A 19,624-nucleotide genomic window follows, 5' to 3' on the forward strand; every position below is an offset into this window, starting at 1 on the left:
AAAATCACTGTAACTATATGAAAAATCTGAAAACACTATAAATAAAAATCACAAAATAACAGCATGTTATGCAAAAAAACAAGCATAAATCAATCAGTTAAATATATTTCACGGAAATATAATTACATATTAATGATTATACTTTAGCCAAAATAAACATATGTTAAAAGCAATAAACACCTCGATAAAAAAATCCCATAAAATATTAACCAGAAGATTACAAATACCCCATCACCTATTTAAACATGCGCGACAGGGTATTATTTTTAACCCAGCATCGCCTGGTGAAAATCGATTTCCCACGTCAGGACATCACCATATAACTGGCTGAGCCGCTGCTTTTCTTGCCCGGAAAGCGTTAAACCGCACTGGTCCACTTCCTGTTTTAACCAGCACGCCTGCTGGTAAAAAGCATTATCCGCATGCATAGACAACCAGTCGCGCAGGTCTTCATCGTGCTGTGGTTGGGCAGCAGCACGTGCGCACCAGTGGTAATACATCCACTCGGCACCAAACATCAGAACCATGATGTCGGCGTACCCGCCAGAGCGGGCGGCGTGTAACATGCCATCACGAAACCGGATAAACCCGGCAGGCGCCGGTTGCCAGTTACCAGCAACCACACCGCGCTTTGCCATTACGCGCTCAAACCAGCCAAGTTGGGTATCCACCAGGCCATTCAGCCCCTGGATTAACCAGCGCTGGCGCGCCACATCTGGCGCATGGCTTAGTCCCTGAGCCAGAATTTCAACGGCGCTAAACACAAACTCCCCTTCGAAGACCAGATAACGATGGAACGCGGTTTCCGGCAAGGTTCCCTGTTCAATAGCCTGCACAAAGGGATGCTGTTGCATCGCATTCCATACATCAATATGGTCTGCCAGCAGTTGGTCACTGAATGCTGTCATCAGGCCTCCAGTGCCGGGCGGGCAGCCGCCATAAACTTCACTACGCGCTCACGTTCTACCGGGTTCCACCAAACACCACCTTCTTTTAGCGCACTGGCGACAATCACCCCCTGAGTACGGCCTAAAATAGTCGCCACGTTATCCGGCGTCACGCCAGAGCCCACTAACAAAGGCAACGACGTGGCACTGCGAATATCGTCAATTTCACTCAATGTGGCGCTGTCACCAGTACGTTGCCCGGTGGCAATCACCGCGTCGGCCTCAAAAAATTCTACGTCGCGGGTTAGCTCAGCAACGGAGCGGTCCGCCACAATGGCATGGCTACCATGCTTAACGTGGCTGTCAGCAAAAACACGAATGTGGCTCGCCTGAAGTTGGTTGCGGTAGCGCAGTGCTTTTGCCGCCGCCCCTTCCACAAAACCTTCATTGGCGATATAGGCATTGGCCCACTGGTTTACCCGAACAAAATCGGCCCCGCCCGCCAGCGCTGTTGCCAGCGCGGGAATAGCAGCATTAGCCAGCACATTAATCCCCAGGGGAACAGAAAAACGTTGGCGGATATTATCGGTAATCACTGCCATAAATGCCGCCGTTTCCGGGCCAATATCTTCGGGTTTGGAAAAAGGAATATCGCCATGATTTTCCACAATCAAACCATGAACACCACCTGCAATATAATTTTCTGCATCACGCAAAGCGCGTTCAACAATATCAAAAAAAGATTTCCCATTATATTTCGGTGCACCAGGAAAGGCTTCACAATGAATAACACCAATTACTACTTTATCGCGTGAAAAAATATCTTGAATTGCACTCGTTTTTGTTGCTGATATAGAACCCATGTTAAACCTCTAAAAAAGGAATCGGCTATGCATATCTATGTTGCCGGGAATATTACTGTCGATGAAACATGGCAATGCACTGCCTTGCCAAATAAAGGCGAATCGCTGCATGGAAAGAAAATAATGGCCGACACTGGAGGCAAAGGTGCAAACCAGGCCATTGTTTTATCCCGCTGTGGCTTACCTGTAACATTAATTGCCGGAAGGGGTAATGACCACTACGGAGAATGGATTAACCAACAACTTCAGGCCGAAACATTACAGCTATTTCCTGAAACACCTTTACCTGTTCATACCGACACCTCAATTATTTTCACTACCACTGATGACGACAACGCAATTATTACCAGTTGCGATGCCGCCAGTGCATTGGAAACAGCAACCATTACTGCATTGCTGGAAACTGCCCGCCCCGGTGATGTGCTGGTACAGCAAGGTAATTTCACCCCGGAAAAAACCCGGGCATTATTTACCTGTGCACGAAGCAAGCAGATGCTGACTGTTTTTAACCCTTCGCCTGTCCATGAAGATTTTCGCCAACTGTGGCCGCTGGTGGACATCGCGGTGGTAAACGAGCATGAATCCCGTTTACTCCAGCCCGACAGCGCTCACACCCTGGTGGTGGAAACACTGGGTAGCCAGGGCGCGCGGTTACATGCCCACGGCCACACGGAACATGTGCCTGCGGTGCCTGCCACCGTGGTTGATACCACCGGCGCGGGCGATACATTTTTGGCTGTAATGCTGGCCTCTGCACTGCTGCGCAACACCCAACCTGATGCCCTTGCGCTGCATCATGCGAGCCAGGCAGCGGCCATCACCATCAGCCGCGCCGGAACACGCCAGGCCTTCCCGAGCAAAGAAACACTGGCGGCGCTACTGGCACAAACCCGGTAGCGCCTGCGAATGGGTTATTTAAACAGTGAGCGGAACGAATCAACGTTCGCTTTTGTTACCACAGTTGCCGGAACAAGGATGTTCTTGCTAACAGTCTTACCACTGTTAATCGCATTCAGTGCTTTCACTGCTTCCTGGCCCATTTTTTCCGGGTCCTGCTGCAATACTGCGGTCACATAACCGGCATCAATACCGCTAATGGCGCGAGCGGTCAGATCCCAGCCAAACACTTTGATTTGGTCTTGTTTACCCTGGTTTTCCACTGCTGCAATCGCCCCTAATAATGCCGGTTCACCCGTGGCATAAATAGCGGTGAGGTCTGGGTTGCCGGTTATCAGGTTTTCGGCGGCAGTCATTGCGTCATCCTGGATATTTCGGCCATCGACCACATCCGCAACAGTGATACCTTTATGGCCTTTCAGTGTTTCTTCAAACCCCTTCTGGCGCTGGTTCTGAATAGCGGAATTAAGTGCCCCAACAATGCCAAGGCGTGCTTTTCCATCGGCATTTTTATTGATGTAGTCGACAAAGAATTTACCTAAAATTTTGCCGCCTTCTTCATTATCCACCCCAACCTGAGCCGCCTGTGGCCCGGCAGGCAATACCGCATCAATGGCAATGACTGGTATATTTTTCGCCGCAGCTTCTTTAATGGCGGGCATAATGCCATTCACATCAATGGCATCAACCATAATGCCTTTAACGCCCTGTTCAATATAGTTTTCAATAGCATCATTTTGCGATACAGGGTTATCGTTAGCATTAAAGATAACTAAGTTTTTCCCTGTAGCTTTTGCTTCTTCTTGCGCACCTTTATTCATTAAATTGAAAAAAAGCGCCTGCTGGTTAATTTGCACCAATGCATAGCCTGGCGTTGCCGCCATTGCTTTACCGAACAAGAGTGCAGAAAGTATCAGTGCGCCAGAAATAACATTTTTTTTGCTGGTGTTGAATAACATAGGTCATGCCCTCGTCAGAAAAATTATGAGCTTGTTACAGAGCAACAAGGTGTATTTTGGCGGGACAAATAAAGAACACAGACGCCAAAAATGGGGCCTGCGAGAGAAACGAAACATATTTTCTCAGGTATTCCATAACCAGAGAAAATGCAGCAAAGGCAACGTCGGGAACAGGTTATTAAAATTCGCGTTTTAGCATCTCTTGTCAAGTGCTAATTTTCATCGCCGGGAAAAGGTGACAAAACGCTATATTCCTGAGCGCTATCTGTGTTACTGATATGAGCAGTCAATACGATAATGGCGATCATGACCAAAAAACGGGTTGTTCTTTCAGACGTTGCAAACCTGGCAGGGCTGTCGAAAGCCACTGTCTCACGCTATCTCAACCATAATCTGGTGTTGCCCCAGGAAACGGCCGCCCGGATTGAGGCAGCCATTAGTAAGCTGGATTACCAGCGCAACAGCCTGGCCCGCCGCCTGAGCAAAGGTGGCAGTGAAACACTCGGTCTGGTGCTACCGGATATTACCAACCCCTTTTTTGCTGAACTGGCGGATGCCGCCGAAGAAGCCGCTTCTGCGCAAGGTTACAGCCTGGTGCTGTGTGTCACACGCAATAATCCCGAAAAAGAACGCCAGTTTATTCGCTGGCTGGATACCTGCCAGGTCGATGGCCTGTTATTTACCACCAACCGCCCGGATGATGGCCTGCTACGCCGCGAGGTACAGCACCACCAGCGGATCATTTTGCTCGATGAAGATATCCCTGGCAGCCATGTTCCCAAAGTATTTGCCGACAACCAGCAAGGTGGCCGCCTTGCGACAGAACAATTAATCCGTGCCGGGCACCGCCACATCGCTTTTGTGGGTGGGCCTGATGCCCTGATGAGCGTGCGTGAACGTTACCAGGGTTTTTGTGAAGCAATGGCGACCGCTGGCCTGTCATGCCCCCCGGAATGGGTGCTGTATGGCGAATACCAGCGTGATTATGGCAGCAAAGCGCTGGACCAGTTATTCCGTGGGCCACTGCGCCCCACCGCCATTTTCGCCGCCAGTGATTACCTGGTATTAGGCATTCTTGATGGGTTGCGCTCACGCCAACTTCAGGCGCCTGAAGCCCTGTCACTGGTAGGGTTCGATGATGCCAGTTACGCCAATTTCACCCAACCACGCATTTCCACTATCCGCCAACCTGCTCACCAAATGGGGCGCACAGCAGTGCAATTGATGCTGCGTCTGCTTAACGGCGAAACCGTGCCGGAACAGACTCGTTTTCCTGTTGAATGGGTTGCCCGCGATTCCATCATGCCGCCCCCTTGCCTGCGCTAATTGTGTGCAATGGCTGCGCAGTTTTAGCGCAACTCGCCCTGCAAAGACACCACGTAAGCAACCAGATTAGTAAACCGGTTTACTAAAAAAATATAAATTTAATCTATATATTTCAAAGTATTAAAAAGACATCAGTTGGGTATTTTTTAACCTGGCATGGTTACTGCTTGAGTGGACACGGCGAACAAGTAACGAACACAGCAAACCTGACGGATGGTCGTCATCATTAAGTAAACCGGTTTACAAGAAGTGGGCCGGTGTGGCGACCATCCGAATACGCAACGTCATCTACCGTCACACGACATTGGGAGTAATGGCATGCAACAACAGGCAGTCCCGGCCAGAGTCGAGATGGTGAATATCACCAAAACTTACGGCTCTATACGTTCATTACGTGGCGTAAACCTGCGCCTGGCCCCCGGAGAGGTTCTTGGGTTGGTCGGCGACAATGGTGCGGGCAAATCCACACTCACCAAAATCCTGTCAGGGGCAGTAGTTCCCACCAGCGGGGCGATTCGCATTGATGGTGAAGAACTCAGTTTCCAAACCCCGGCAGATGCCCGGCGTTGCCAAATAGAAATGGTTTACCAGGACTTATCGCTGTGCGACACGGTTGATGTTGCCGGCAACCTGTTTATGGGCCGCGAGCCGATGAAACAAGTCCTTGGCATTCCTTTTCTGGATGAACAGCGCATGCACAAAGAAGCCCAGGAGATGCTCAAAGGCCTGGGGATTTCCATTCCTGATACCCGGCTGATGGTACGTAACCTGTCTGGAGGGCAACGCCAGGCTATTGCCATTGCCCGTGCAGCAGCATTCAACCCTAAAGTGCTCATTATGGATGAACCTACTGCCGCCCTGGCGGTTGCAGAGGTAGAAGCCGTACTGGAGTTGATCAAACGTGTCAGCGCCCGTGGCGTGAGCGTGATCCTGATAACCCACCGCTTACAAGATCTGTTCCTGGTCTGTGACCGCATCATGGTGATGTACGAAGGCACCAACGTTGCCGACCGTCGCGTTGCCGATACCAGCCTGAGCGATATCGTCAACTTGATTGTTGGCGAGAAATTCACTGCCCACTCAGCCCAGGCTCATTGAGGGGATAACCATGAGTACAATCAATATGTCCAGCCCCCGCGTCCTGCAGCACAGCCTGCCCAAACGCATTTTGCACAACCACTCTGGCGTGGTGAGTATTGCGCTATTTTTCGTGTTCTGCTGCCTGGTATTCTCACTGATAACCAGCTACTTTCTCACTGGCAATAACTGGCTGAATATTATCCGCCAGACTGCACCGCTACTGATTGTCGCCAGCGCCATGACCTTTGTGATTACCACTGGCGGTATTGATCTTTCCGTAGGATCCACACTGGCCCTGGTGGGCGCACTGTCGGCTATCGCACTGAATCACTGGGGCCTGCCCTGGCCTGTCGTGTTTATTGGTGGCCTGGCGGTTGGCGCACTGATCGGCCTCATCAATGGCTTTTTCATCGCCCGTGAGGGGATCCCCGCGTTTATTGTCACGCTGGCAACACTGGCGGTGGTTCGTGGTGTAGCACTGTTGATAACCCAGGGCTATTCCATACCGGTTCCGGCCGGGAGTGGTTTTACTTTTATGGGCCGGGCGTGGGTAGTGGGTATTCCAATGCCCGCACTGATCGGCATCGCGGTGTTGATCATTGCCCATATTGCCCTGAACCATATGCGTTTTGGCCGTTATGTCACCGCAATTGGCGCAAATAACGAAGGTGCCCGCCGCAGCGGGATCAAAACCCAGTCTGTGACGATGCGTGTTTACATGCTCAGTGGTATGGCCGCCGCACTGGCTGGCATGATAATCACCGCCCGCCTCGGTAGTGGCTCATCCAACCAGGGCGAAGGGTTTGAACTCCAGGTTATTGCCGCAGTGGTGTTGGGCAGTACCAGCCTGTTCGGCGGGTTTGGCACTATCATCGGTACCTTGTTGGGCGCGCTCTCCATTGCGGTTATCCAGAATGGCCTGATCCTGTCCCATATTTCACCGTTCTATACCCAGATTGCCACGGGCTGCATCATCCTGCTCGCCATCTGGCTGAACACCCGCATTCTTAACCCCACCCGTTCTGCCGCAAAAGGATAGCTCATGAAGGGTTCAATTTTTCGCCACCCCACGCCGCTGCCCGTTGGTGTGAATAGTGGCAGTGTAATGACCGTGCTCGGGCCAATGCCTGTTGGGGAAATGGGCGTCACGCTGATGCATGAACATATTTTGCTGGACGCCGCTGGTAAGTGGGTTCCCCCGTGCTGTTGTAGCGACCGCCATATCGCCGAAGCGCCGGTCAGCATAGAAAACCTTGGGGAGTTGTCGCTCAACCCGTTAATGAGCCGCGATAACTGCCAGTTGTTCGATGTAGATGTTGCCATTGAAGAGTTAATGAAATACCGCGCGCTGGGCGGAGAAACCGTGGTCGACCCAACTAACCTTGGCATTGGCCGGGATCCAAAAGCGTTGCAGCGTATCTCGCGGCTCACTGGCCTGAATATTGTGATGGGGACGGGGTTATACCTGGAGCCATCTCATCCGGGCTGGGCCAAAACCCTGGATATCCAGACACTGGCCGACAAACTGATTTACGACCTGGGCGGCATGGATGAAAAACCAGAAGTGGTTGCCGGGTTAATTGGCGAAATTGGCATCTCCAGCCGCTTCACACCGGAAGAAGAGAAATCGCTGCGGGCTGCCGGACGCGCCAATGCCGCAACCCAGGTTCCTATTGAAGTCCACTTGCCGGGTTGGGAACGGCTGGGCCACAAGGTGCTGGATATTCTGGAAGAAGAAGGGGCAGACCTGCGCCATACCGTGCTGTGCCACATGAACCCCAGTTTTGCCGACAAAGCCTACCAACACAGCCTGGCTAAACGCGGCGCGTTTCTGGAGTACGACATGATTGGCATGAGCTACTACTACGCCGATGAGTCTGCCCAGTCGCCTTCCGATGAAGAAAATGCCCGCGCAATCCGCGAACTGATTGACGCCGGTTTTATTCACCAGGTGCTGCTTTCCCAGGATGTGTTTTTGAAAACCATGCTCACCCGTTATGGCGGCCATGGTTACGGCTACATCCTCAAACATTTCGTGCCCCGCTTACGCCGCCACGGCGTTACTGGCGAACAACTGGAAACACTAATGATAACCAACCCGCAACGCGTATTTGGCGGGTAACAGGAGTTTATCCATGCAAAAGTCTGTTTTACTGGTCGGCGAATCCTGGACCAGTAGTGCCACACATGTAAAAGGTTTTGACCAGTTTTATACCGCGACTTACCACACCGGGGCGGACGCCTTTCTCGCGGCACTGAAAGAGAGTGACTACCAGGTCACCCACATGCCAGCCCATGAAGCGCAAGCTCATTTCCCCACCACCCTTGAAGCATTGCAGGCCTGGGATGTGATTATTTTGTCCGACATTGGCGCGAACACGTTATTACTGCACCCGGATACCTGGCTGAAAAGCCGCCGTACCCCCAACCGCTTAACGTTACTGCATGATTATGTTGCTAAAGGCGGTAACCTGATGATGATTGGTGGTTACTTCAGCTTTCAGGGCATCAACGGCGGCGCACGCTACCGTAATACTGCAGTCGAGAAAGTATTGCCAGTACGCTGCTTACCCTGGGATGACCGGGTAGAAGTGCCAGAAGGTGCCAGCGCAGAGTGCATTACCCAACACCCGGTGCTGGACGGGCTGGCAGGCGAATGGCCGTGGCTGCTGGGCTATAACGAAGTGGAAATGCACCCGGAAGGCCAGTTGCTTGCTACGGTATCTGGTACCGGGCACCCACTTTTAGCGGTGCGGGAATACCAAAAAGGCCGTACGCTGGCATGGACCAGTGATATGTCTGCTCACTGGTTGCCAGATGAGTTTTGCCAGTGGGATGGTTACCGCCGCCTGTGGGTCAATGCGCTGGACTGGCTCACTCAGGCTCGCTCATGATTAAGCCGCTCATTACCCTTGCCCAGCAGTTACTCGGGTTCGACACCATTAACCCGCCAGGTAATGAATACGCCTGCCTGGCGTTTCTTGCCAACTATCTGGAAGATCGTGGGTTTGAGGTAAGCCTGTTCCCCTTTGGTGAAAACCGTACCAACCTGGTTGCCCGGTTACCGGGCAATACTCCAGGTGCGCCACTTGGGTTTACCGGGCATCTGGATACCGTGCCGCTGGGCCAGCAACAGTGGCAATATAACCCGTTCGGTAAGGATATTGTGGGCGGCCGCTTGTATGGCCGTGGCAGCAGCGATATGAAAGCCGCCATTGCCGCATTTGTTTGTGCTTGTGATACACAACGGGCCGCCATTCGTGCCGGAACAGGTGTCACCTTGTGGTTGACCGGGGGCGAAGAAACCGGGTGTGATGGTGCGCGAGCATTGCTGGAATCCGGCCTGGTGGGTGCCGCTCCAGGGGCATTGATTGTGGGCGAACCAACAGCCAATTACCCGGTAATTGGGCACAAAGGCGCACTCTGGCTGCGGGCAGAAGCAACCGGCAAGACAGCCCATGGAGCCATGCCTGAACTGGGTATCAATGCCATTTACCTGGCGGCAGACGCACTGCAAAAAATCCAGCATTTTTCCCCCGGCCCGGATCACCCGTTAATGCGCCATCCCACGCTGAATGTGGGCCGCATTCACGGTGGGCTGAACATTAATTCAGTTCCCGACCACGCTGTGTTTGATGTGGATATTCGCACTGCCCCCAATTTGAATCACAGTGATATTTGCCAGCGTCTGCATCACCATATTGGCGAGCATATTCACCTGGAAGCGCAGGTTGACCTGCCTGCGGTTCTGACAGACCCAAAAGACCCGTGGATTCAGGCAGTTTTCGCACTCTGCCAACCGCTGCATGACACACCACTTACGCCGCGCATTGTGCCTTACTTTACTGATGCGTCTTTGTTGCTTCCTGCATTGGGAAATCCCCCCTGTATTATTCTCGGGCCAGGAGAACCCGCCATGGCGCACCAAACGGATGAATATTGTGAAGTGAATAAGCTGGAACAGGCACAAAGCCTGTATGGTGAAATCATTGCGGGCTGGATGAAAGACCGCATGGCATCCCCAGCATAAAGACGCCTCCCGCCCCCCAATCCCAACACACAGGCCATTTATCAGAATGGCCTGAATACCTGGTCTGATTTTTACCCCAAAAGGTTGCCCCAGCCCTTGGCTGACAGGTACATTGCGCCACTAAATAATGACTACGTTTTGTCATATTTGCCCGGTATAGCTTTGAGCAACAGGGAGTCGCTTATGCAATTTACTAACCGAGATGAATCACGTTTACCAAATTATGAGATGGGATGGCAACTAGGTATGCTAACCGGTGCTCATATTGATTTTAATCATCTGGCACAAGCTATGGATTGCCGAAAAAACTTCTGGCATGCAGGGATTATCTATTATGACGGACGGCAAAGTTGGCTAGTTCGCCCAGCACGCCGTCCCCCCCCTTTGCTGCCAGGTGAAGTCAGTCATATAGTAATTACAGCATTAGAAAACGGCTCTGAAAATGACGCCCAGGAAGCCTTCATCCAACCATTGCAGTCAACCTCATTAACTAGAGAACTATCATCTGCGGCTCTGCCTTGTGGTGCAGCTATTGCGACCCTTGCATTAATTATTTTTGCGTCGTCTGCGATCCCTTTGACAGCCGGAGTTTCTGGGATCCCTGCGGCTCTACTATCTGCAGGAGGCGCAGCAACAGCTCTTCAGTGTGCTAATGCAGTAATGCGCATTATGGTGCTCCAAAAAGGTAGCAATGAGACACTTGAATGGCTGGATAGCCAAGGATGGTACCAGGCAACCATTACATTGTTGGACATCATTTCCATAGCAAGTGCAAGTGTTGCTTTAAAACAGTCCATCCTTCTCTATCAATCCATGAAAAAAGTTTCTTCAATCAAAGTTCATAACTGGTTGAAAACAATGCCCAGAGCTGACCGTAAACGACTGACAGAAGAAATCATCCGTAATCGTAACCCAGGGATCTCCAATAGAGGTATCAAATCAGCAATACAGGCTGGCTTATATCCCAAACGTTATCCAACTGAAGTATTACAGATATCTTTAAATAAAGAGCTTGCGCAAATGTTCATAAACTCATCCTCATTTATTGCAAGTGCCACTGAAGGTACATTGCGCCATCTGGTAAACCCGTTCCATTCCGGGCGTTATGCTGTGGGCTTCCTGCAGTCTTTCTCCACTGATTCATTTACCCTTGAGTGATACCCCTTGCAATGAAACACTTCTCCACCACTCTGTCCTGGATGAAGCAGACCGAGGCGCAAATCAGGCAGGCCGATGCCTCAGCGCTGAAGGCAATTATGCAACACCTGGCACCACCAGGTATCTGGCTTACACTCAAAACTTTCTGGCCCAGCCCCCCCGGTCTGGCAAACATGCTGGCTGTGTGTCTGGTTTTATACACCTTCGTTATCTTGCAACTTAAGCTGTGGTTGGCAATTTTTAACTTTGCTGGTTGGCCTGTATCTGCTTTTTTTACCCATATTCTGCCGTTCGGTAGCGGCTTTCTGGTGTTGCTCATTGCTATGGGTATTGCTGGCGTGCGTGGATATATTGGCGTGCTGAAAAGTGCCCTTTTTATGGCTGCGGGTATCGCCATGATTGCCACCGGATTTTTTACCTGCACATGGGGAATATTTTTGTATGGGGGGAATATTCAAGTCTGGGAATTAGTCGCCTCAACATCAGGTGCAGGGTTTACCGTGCTAAGCCTCTGGCTACTCAGCGCCCGGCGTTTTCGCACGCTGGCACAAGTGGTTCTGTATCACCATGCAGAGTTTAAACAGGCACAACAGGCTTCAATTCCAGCGAAAAAACTGATGCAGAAAACCGCGCAGGTTAAGAAAATCAGCCTGAAACACTTCTCCACCACTCTGGCCTGGATGAAGCAGACCGAGGCGCAAATCAGGCAGGCCAACACTCAGGAATTAGCTGCATTGGTTGGCACTCACTCACTGGATTCCAGCAGTAAGCACCCAGATGCTCCCTATAACCTGGCCTTGAATGCCGGGTTTGCCTTGCTGAGTTATCTCCTTGCACATGGGATGTTCTGGCAATGGCTATGCCATCTGTTTAACTGGCCTGTTCACATACAGGTTGTTGGTATGCTTGCGCTCCCTGCCTTGTTTATTGCCAGCTTAATAACATTACTCAGCTTTTGTGTCCGGGGGTACTACCAGGCAATGAAAGGCTATTTAATTCAGTTTGGTGTGACGGTGGTGATAGTGGCCGGGTATGTTATTTTCGCCTGCCTGTATTCACTGGCAGGGCAAAGTGACAGTGCGCATTCTTATCTGCTCACTGCAGTTATCGCTCTGGGTGGGATTACTTTTAGTTACGCCATGCTAAATGCTCGCCGTTTCCGCACTGTTGCAAGTATGGCGTTGTATAACCGGGCTATGCGGAAACAAACTGAACTGGGTATTCAGGCACGCCATGCAAAGCAATTATACAGCCAGCGCGCCAGCGTGCGGCGTAGCAGCAAGGGGCAAAAGAAAACAAAATAGCCTTAACAGGATACGTTTTCTCCTGTTAAGGCCAGTCCCATATCCGGGCCAAACCACTGCTACTGGGAGAGGAATAACAAACGGTGTTGCAGGGCTTCCAGTTGCAGCGCTAACGCCTGTATCACTGCCGGTGAAACAGGCTGCTGGTTATCACGCTGTACCTGTAACTGGTTCAGTTGATTTTCGAGCAGGGTATCCTGCATTTTTAAGGTTTCACGCATCTGGTAAACATGGGTTTTCAGTGCAGAAATCGTCATATACGGCGTACGTTTATGCTCTGCATCCAGTAAGCGCTGCTCCAGGTCAATTAACTGCTGGTTTAGCCGTTCATAAGCGTGGTTTGCAGGATAAAGGGCCACCTGCTTTTCGGCCTGGGTGCGCCATTTCATATACCATGCGTTATCGGGCCACAGTTGGTGAGAATAGTGTGCTGCACGGGGATGACCCAGCCCCCAAATCCCCCCGGTAAAGATCACCGCAACCAGCCCACCCAGCGCTCCCCATAGACAACGCGCCCGCCATGTCAGTAACGGTTTGCTGGCCGCGCTATGGTCAGGCTGCACGACAGGTTCAACGGGCTCAACTGGCGGGCGAGGTTGACCTACCTTTTCTGACGACCCTGCATTTTCCAGCCAGCGAAACAGCACTTTAAATTCGCCAGCAGACACCAGCTGGTGAGCCACTGCCTGGTGGTATAACTGATCCACCACTTCCAGCAACTGGATACGCGAAGCCGCACTGCGTTTTTCCCCTGGTAAGGCATAAATCACAGGCAACAGATGCAAACAACACCACTCCAGCAAATTACGCCGCAAATCCTTTGCCGCCAGTGGAGGCCAGCAAGGATTTTGTTGGCTCACCAGCCCTTTTACCAGTAACTGGAGCGCATGTGTCAGGCCTTGCCAGCTATGGCACTGGCAGGCAATCATGCAGTACCAGGCACCACTTTGCAGATCATAGCCGTGCTGGCGAAACAGCGTGTGGCACTGTTTTTCCTGTTCCAGCCACCATGCCCGTTCACTGGCATGCTGTTGCCAGCGGCTCATATTATGGCTGAGCTGAAGAAAAACCTGATGGCAGCGCGGGTCGAAACAATTAAACCGGATGGCCGTCAAACTCTCATCAATTATGGCTGAGCGCATTTGCCCCCCCGGCCAAAACGCAAGGTTATCCCATTTTTTCCCGCGTCAATTTTCAGTGAACCTGAAGAACCACGTTTACCAATGTTACCAGCCAGCCGCGGTAACAAGTGCTGAGTAAGAACCTGGTCAATATCCCGCCCGCCACTCTGTTTCACCTGGCAGCGTTCCGCCACCCAGCCCACCACTCGACGGGTATAAACAGGTAATATCTGGCCTTCTGTGGCCTGCTGGTAACGCTGGCACAGGCACTGTAATTTCAGGTCAATAATTTTTCCCAACGTCTCTGGTTGCAGAGGCAGGTAGGGGATAAGCACCATTCTTCCCATTAGCGCAGGCGTAAAAACACGGTCAAACTCAGGCCGAATAAGTTGCGCCAGCGCCAGTGGTGATTGTTCGCCGCTGTCACACGCCTCAGTAAGCGTGGCACTGGCAAGGTTGGACGTCATCAGAATCAGGGTATTACGGAAGTTAATAACCTGGCCTTCAGCATCTTCAATCAGCCCTTTATCAAAAATTTGGTAGAACAACTCCATTACATCGGGATGCGCTTTTTCTACTTCATCGAGCAAAACCACACTATAGGGGTTACGGCGTACAGCTTCTGTCAGGATCCCGCCCTGCCCGTACCCTACATAGCCAGGAGGCGACCCTTTCAACCCGGAGACAGAGTGTGCTTCCTGGTATTCAGACATATTAATTGTGACCAGACTACGCTCGCCACCAAACAGTAATTCAGCCAGCGCCAGTGCGGTTTCGGTTTTCCCTGTGCCTGATGGTCCGGCCAACAGATAAACACCGGCAGGCTTTAATGGGTCACCCAGGCCAGCGCGGTTGATGCGGATTTGTTGGGTTATTTGCTCCAGCGCATAAGGCTGGCCGATGATGCGTTCTGCAAGGTGCCCGAACAATGCCTCGGATTGCTGATGTTCTTTCTCCAGCATGCGGCCCAGAGGGATGCCGGTCCAGTCGGCAACCACATCGGCAACACAGGTGGCATCCACACATTCAAACACCATTGCATGGTGTTGGTGCCAGTCGGCAAGCGTAGCACGCCCCTGAGCCTGTTCAGCGGCATCTTCGCAACACAGTAATTGTTGCACCAGTTCCCGCTGGCGTTGCCATTCAGCCAGTAAACTCTCCCGTTGCTTTTGCAGAACAACCGTCTGATTTGCCAGCTTCGCCTGGCGTTCGGCACCTGATTGCTCCCGCACCAAAGCCTTGTGCTCACTCTCAATAGCACGCAGCTGGACATTAATGGCTTCGATTTCTTTCGGTTCATGTGTCTGCGAAACGGCAACCCTGGCACAGGCTGTATCCAGCAGGCTGACCGATTTATCTGGCAGTTGCCGCCCGCCAATATAGCGGCTGGAAAGATGAACAGCCGCGTGAATGGCATTTTCCAGTACAGGAATACCATGATGGGCAGACATCGCCGGGGCCATGGCGCGTAACATGGTGGTCGCACTCTCAATATCCGGCTCGGCGACTTTCACCACCTGGAACCGCCGTGTCAGAGCGGCATCTTTTTCGAAATATTTTTTATATTCCGCCCATGTAGTTGCAGCGACGACCCGTAACTCGCCCCTTGCCAGTGCAGGCTTCAACAGGTTAGCGGCATCATTCTGCCCTGTCTGCCCACCCGCACCAATCAGCGTATGAGCTTCATCGATAAATAAAATGATCGGCTGCGGTGCACTGGCAACCTCTTTGAGTAGAGACTGGAGGCGATTTTCAAATTCGCCTTTGACACTTGCTCCGGCCTGCAACAACCCCAAATCAAGGGTCATCACTTCCATATTTTTCAACCGGGGCGGTACGGTACCTGCGGCAATACGCAGCGCCAGCCCTTCGACCAGCGCAGTTTTCCCGACGCCAGGCTCCCCGGTAAGAATGGGGTTGTTTTGCCTGCGGCGCAGCAAGATATCCACCATCTGGCGAATTTCAGCTTCCCGCCCCAGAACCGGATCCAGGCTCCCTGTGCGCGCCAGTTCACTCAGGTTACGGGTATATTTCGCCAGAGCACCACTTGCGCCAGACACCTCTTTACCTGACGGTGGCGACGGCTGTGTCATTCCCTGGGTTCGCAGCACCTGAAGTGCCATCTCCCGCTCACAGTTCAGTGCATGCTGCACCCCTGGCGCGCGCACATGCTCACCGTCATCCTGCAACAGGCTTGCCAGTAACACGGCTGGGTTAATCTGCACCTGCCCCCAGGATGCACTGGCAAGTAACCAGCTATTGGTCAGCCATTTTTCCAGTTCCGGGGAAAACACCGGCATGGAGGCTTTCCCGCCATTGATTCCGTCGAGAACTTTTTGTGTCTCATCCAGCAACGTATTTGCCAGCAACCCCGCCTGCAAACCAAGGGATTCAAGCAACACACTTTCCTGCTGAATTAGCGCCAGCAACACATGCTCTGGCATAACCTCAACCTGGCGGCGTGATGCGGCATGGCATACAGCGGCATCCAGTGCACTGCGCCCTTCATTGCTGAGTTTACTCATAATGGATTTCAGATAACGGCTCATAACGGTCCTTGTCATATTTTCAGGCACTGAGCGATATCACCCGGCAGTGCTGAAATGGGGCTAGCCAGCGCAGTACGAGACTGCTGGCGAGCAGAATGTGCATCAAGATTAGCGAGTTGTTCGCGGGTATCACTCAAATAACCGGCCAGTTCCAGCCAGCGCTGCCAGCCTTCATCCAGTATATGGGGGTCAGAAATACTCAAACGTACGAGGATTTGCTTAATGCCAAGCTGATTAAGCAATGATTCATCATCACCAAACTCATGGCTTTCAAAATACGTTTCTCCAGAAGCTAAACGCTGTACAAACCAGGGCCAGGCGTCATCGCCATTCAAGGCATATTTAACTGAAAAATCAGGAAAATTGACATCCAGACTGACACTATTGCATCGCCCTGGTTGCCAGGAAAAATCGGCCTGCTCAGTGAAATTCATGTTGGCTAATTGCTGGCTGCTTTTTTGGCAATGCAATGTCAGTTGGGTACCTGTTGGCATCACAGCGGCACCGCCCGGAATAGTCGCCGGGTGGCTGGTCACTTGTAGTTTCAGCGCATCTTTCTCCAGTGCCTGCTGCTGGGCTACCAGACCATCAACCTGAGCCTGTAAAGAGGCGCGTAAGTCCCCTTCACGCGTGGTTGGCCGCTCAGGCATATCCAGAAAAATCTCTGCCGGGAAAGCATGACGCACCAGGTACAGAAAGTCGTCTTCAAGGGGAACGCGCATATCTGCGTACTCAGCCGCATCCGCGCCCTGTGGCCCGAGAATTAACAAAGCCTTTGCTGGCCCACTCAAGAAATCACTGACAATCTGATGGCTTAATGATTGTTGGTCTGCATAGCTGCGAACCTCAACCTGATTACCCAGCGGCCTGATGACCGAGGTCTTCCACTGTGAATTCAGCCAACATGCACTGTGTGCCATGGCATTCCCCAACAGGCGGCGGGCATCATCTTCGAAAATAGCCCAAACAGCGGCCACCGTTGTGTCATCACTTGCGGATGGGAAATGCCCTTGTAGCACTTTCATGGCAGGCATTAGTTCTGCCAATGGATTACTGGTGTCATTGTCTTCGTTACCTGAAAACAACCCCCGGGTTAACCGGCCACCCGACTGGCTCTGCGCTACCGCATCCTGTACAGATTTGTTACGGATATCCAGCCATTTACGCCAGGCCTGCTCCGACTGTTGCAAATTCCAGGTGGGTTTAACATCCGGGAATCCTTTCAACCATGAGCCAAGCGACTGGCGCATGCGGTTGTCTGTCTGTGCAGCCCGGCGCAGTAGCGTTGCCATATCATTCTCATGAGATAACCGCTGCAACTGGCGCAACGTAACTAGCCAGGGTTGTGCAAGTGAAGACGGGATATCACTCAGTTCTTCCACCGCATTGGCGGTAAAATGTACCGCCTGGCTCTTATTTTGCCCAATGGCGATTAACTGCTCACGTGGCAACATGGCCGGAAGCGGTAAAACCAGATGTGCAGAGATGTCAGCCAGATACTGGTGCCAGGCATCCTGCCTTTCCACTTGCCAGCGCGCTTTAGCCTGCTGCAATAAGGGAAGTGGCTGCCCGGCACTCTTCTCCAGCAAGGCTACCCATTCATTCATCGTGGTTTCACCAGCCCGTGTCCGCGCACCAGCCAGCGCAATATCACCCGGTAGCGAAGGCCAGAATGCAGATGCCTGCAAAGGGATCAACGCTTCTCCCGGCGCAATCAACCATTCCAGTGCCGGGTCATGGTTAACCAGGCTTATCAATAACTGTTGCGCAGTTTGATACCACTGCACACCTGCCGGGCTTTGCATGTAATGCCGCTCAAAAGCCAGCTTCTCCAGTGAAGATCGCTCACCCAACCAGGTGCGGGGTTGCAACGCTTCCGTGACAGGTGCTAATTGTTCAAGAACAGCCAACCCAGTCCCTTGCTGCATGTGCTGCCAAATTTGCAGGGCATCCGCCAGTTGCAAGATAAGCTCACGTTGTTCGGCAGGTTCGGCAGACAAAACCCGTTGCTGCCAGGTGGCAAAGGTGGCCCCAGCCTGGCGGGGCAGGCTGTCTGACTGACTCAATAACCTGTTTTCTGCCTTCGAGTGCTGCCAGTTAAGTAACGGTAAAAACGGAAGGTAACGTAATGAAAATGCTGAATACTGTTCTTCATCTGCAAGAAAGGCAGCCCGCGCCTTAGGCGATAATTGCTGAAGTTCCGTGTGTAACCGGCCGGTACTGAACACCGCACTAACGATAATCCAGAAAGCACACACGCCAAGACCGACATGGCATGCAACGCGGCGCCATGAGCGATGAAACCAGCCTGAGCTGTGGCGGTGCAGGCTCAGTGCATGCAAGTGTTGTGTCAGCAAATCATGCATAAATACGCTTTCCCGCCGCCCGGTATTGTCGGCCTGAATTTCAGCAGCACCAAACCACACGCCACTGAGCATGGTGTGGCTGAAATAGGCATTAGGCTCACAGAGCGCAGCCAATGCATAGCGCAAAGATGGCTCCAGGCTGCCGAATGCTTCAGGAAAATCCAGCAATGTCGCGTAATCCTGAGCACTCAGGTGTTCAGGGCGCCCCATACTGATGCGTATCTGAGACATGCCATGGTGCAGGGCCGCAAACAATGCATGTAACGTTTGTTCATCCTGGCCATCAACAGGCAAAGGAGTACGCCAGTTATAACCCAGGGTTTGCTGGCGCTGTTCTGGAGATAACTGATTGTGCCACAAGCTAAAACCAGGAAACTCATCACATTGCGTAACCAACACATACAGCGGCAAACGTGATGAAAAACGGCGCATAAGCGGTTCAATTAATGCCCGCTGGCGGCGAGCACTGGCATGCAGGGCATTGAAATCCCCTTGTATCAGTGCGCGCATTGGGATTGTCACAATCACTCCCGCCGGAGCAGGCATACGCGCACACCAGTGTGCAATTTTCCCCCAGGCATAATGAAAAGGTGCACTGCCTTTCAGGAAGTTACTGGACAGATCAAGGACGCATAAGTTGCGGAAAAACCACCAGCGCAGAGTACGGGTAGGGCCAATGACGGCATTATCACCGTCATCATAAAAACGTGGTAACCCGGCACTGGCCAGTAATGTGCTTTTACCACTTTGCTCGCCGAGCAAAATATACCAAGGAAGGCGGGTGCGCTTACGCTTAATACGCTTGATAACGCTGGCTCCGGGATTCCAGTGACTCAGCAGTACACCTTCGCGGCGTGACAGACGGTATCGGCGCAAGAACCGTTGCCCCTTTTTCCCTTTAAAAACAGATACCAGGCTTTGAGAACCGGCCCAAATCACGGCCGTAATCAATAACATCAGTAACCAGCACAACAGAATCACTGGCGTACTCCAGTTTTGCCACAAGCCCAGTGTGAAACAAAACAGTAGCGACAGGCATATGACTAATAGCCAGCCGGTAAAACAGGCTAATTTTTTGAGCATA

Annotated in this window: 15 protein-coding genes; 9 read left to right on the forward strand and 6 right to left on the reverse strand. The window is 52.0% G+C overall.

What is annotated here, in order from left to right:
• Positions 1-266: 266 nt before the first annotated feature.
• Positions 267-908 (reverse strand): TenA family protein, encoded by a 642-nt coding sequence (locus tag LC084_RS15105; protein WP_226572015.1) that lies wholly within the window; start codon positions 906-908, stop codon positions 267-269.
• Positions 908-1,750 carry a BtpA/SgcQ family protein gene (locus LC084_RS15110; RefSeq protein ID WP_226572016.1) on the reverse strand — a complete coding sequence of 281 codons (843 nt, stop codon included), beginning with the start codon at positions 1,748-1,750 and terminating at the stop codon, positions 908-910. The genes LC084_RS15105 and LC084_RS15110 overlap by 1 nt, the downstream gene beginning before the upstream one ends.
• 27 nt (positions 1,751-1,777) lie before the next feature.
• Between LC084_RS15110 and LC084_RS15115 the strand changes: the two genes are divergently transcribed.
• Entirely contained in the window at positions 1,778-2,647 is an 870-nt protein-coding gene (locus LC084_RS15115; RefSeq protein WP_226572017.1) for a PfkB family carbohydrate kinase, read from the forward strand.
• Positions 2,648-2,661: 14 nt separating this feature from the next.
• On the opposite strand, the gene LC084_RS15120 is transcribed toward LC084_RS15115, so the two are convergent.
• Entirely contained in the window at positions 2,662-3,606 is a 945-nt protein-coding gene (locus tag LC084_RS15120) for an ABC transporter substrate-binding protein (protein ID WP_226572018.1), read from the reverse strand.
• A gap of 297 nt (positions 3,607-3,903) precedes the next feature.
• On the opposite strand from LC084_RS15120, the gene LC084_RS15125 reads away from it, so the two are divergent.
• The 8 genes from LC084_RS15125 to LC084_RS15160 all read left to right on the forward strand — a co-directional run bounded on the left by LC084_RS15125 (position 3,904) and on the right by LC084_RS15160 (position 12,504).
• Positions 3,904-4,932, forward strand: a complete 1,029-nt coding sequence (locus LC084_RS15125; protein ID WP_264193535.1) for a LacI family DNA-binding transcriptional regulator — start codon at positions 3,904-3,906, stop codon at positions 4,930-4,932.
• Between the two features lie 351 nt (positions 4,933-5,283).
• On the forward strand, positions 5,284-6,030 hold the full coding sequence (locus tag LC084_RS15130) for an ATP-binding cassette domain-containing protein (RefSeq protein WP_226572124.1): 747 nt from the start codon (positions 5,284-5,286) through the stop codon (positions 6,028-6,030).
• Positions 6,031-6,049: 19 nt separating this feature from the next.
• Entirely contained in the window at positions 6,050-7,051 is a 1,002-nt protein-coding gene (locus LC084_RS15135; RefSeq protein WP_226572125.1) for an ABC transporter permease, read from the forward strand.
• 3 nt (positions 7,052-7,054) lie between these two features.
• Positions 7,055-8,134, forward strand: a complete 1,080-nt coding sequence (locus LC084_RS15140; RefSeq protein WP_226572019.1) for a phosphotriesterase family protein — start codon at positions 7,055-7,057, stop codon at positions 8,132-8,134.
• A 13-nt stretch (positions 8,135-8,147) separates the two neighbouring features.
• Positions 8,148-8,906, forward strand: coding sequence for a glutamine amidotransferase (locus tag LC084_RS15145; RefSeq protein WP_226572020.1), 759 nt, complete (start codon positions 8,148-8,150; stop codon positions 8,904-8,906).
• Complete coding sequence (locus LC084_RS15150; protein ID WP_226572021.1) at positions 8,903-10,042, forward strand: M20 family metallopeptidase; 1,140 nt, start codon at positions 8,903-8,905, stop codon at positions 10,040-10,042. Before LC084_RS15145 ends, LC084_RS15150 begins: the two co-directional genes overlap by 4 nt.
• A 183-nt stretch (positions 10,043-10,225) precedes the next feature.
• On the forward strand, positions 10,226-11,200 hold the full coding sequence (locus LC084_RS15155; RefSeq protein WP_226572022.1) for a hypothetical protein: 975 nt from the start codon (positions 10,226-10,228) through the stop codon (positions 11,198-11,200).
• Between the two features lie 11 nt (positions 11,201-11,211).
• Positions 11,212-12,504: a hypothetical protein gene (locus LC084_RS15160; RefSeq protein WP_226572023.1), complete on the forward strand. Its 1,293-nt coding sequence runs from the start codon at positions 11,212-11,214 to the stop codon at positions 12,502-12,504.
• Between the two features lie 59 nt (positions 12,505-12,563).
• Here the strand turns inward: LC084_RS15160 and LC084_RS15165 are convergent, their stop codons facing one another.
• The 3 genes from LC084_RS15165 to LC084_RS15175 are packed head-to-tail and all read right to left on the reverse strand — an operon-like array spanning position 12,564 to position 19,623.
• The gene (locus LC084_RS15165) at positions 12,564-13,646 is read right to left on the reverse strand and encodes a VasL domain-containing protein (protein WP_226572024.1); all 1,083 of its coding nucleotides are present in this window, start codon (positions 13,644-13,646) and stop codon (positions 12,564-12,566) included.
• Positions 13,631-16,174, reverse strand: coding sequence for a type VI secretion system ATPase TssH (tssH, locus tag LC084_RS15170; protein ID WP_226572025.1), 2,544 nt, complete (start codon positions 16,172-16,174; stop codon positions 13,631-13,633). The genes LC084_RS15165 and tssH overlap by 16 nt, the downstream gene beginning before the upstream one ends.
• A gap of 11 nt (positions 16,175-16,185) precedes the next feature.
• The gene (locus LC084_RS15175) at positions 16,186-19,623 is read right to left on the reverse strand and encodes a type VI secretion system protein (protein WP_226572026.1); all 3,438 of its coding nucleotides are present in this window, start codon (positions 19,621-19,623) and stop codon (positions 16,186-16,188) included.
• Between the last annotated feature and the right edge of the window lies 1 nt (position 19,624).

Source organism: Mangrovibacter yixingensis, assembly GCF_020523985.1.
Taxonomy (GTDB): domain Bacteria; phylum Pseudomonadota; class Gammaproteobacteria; order Enterobacterales; family Enterobacteriaceae; genus Mangrovibacter; species Mangrovibacter yixingensis.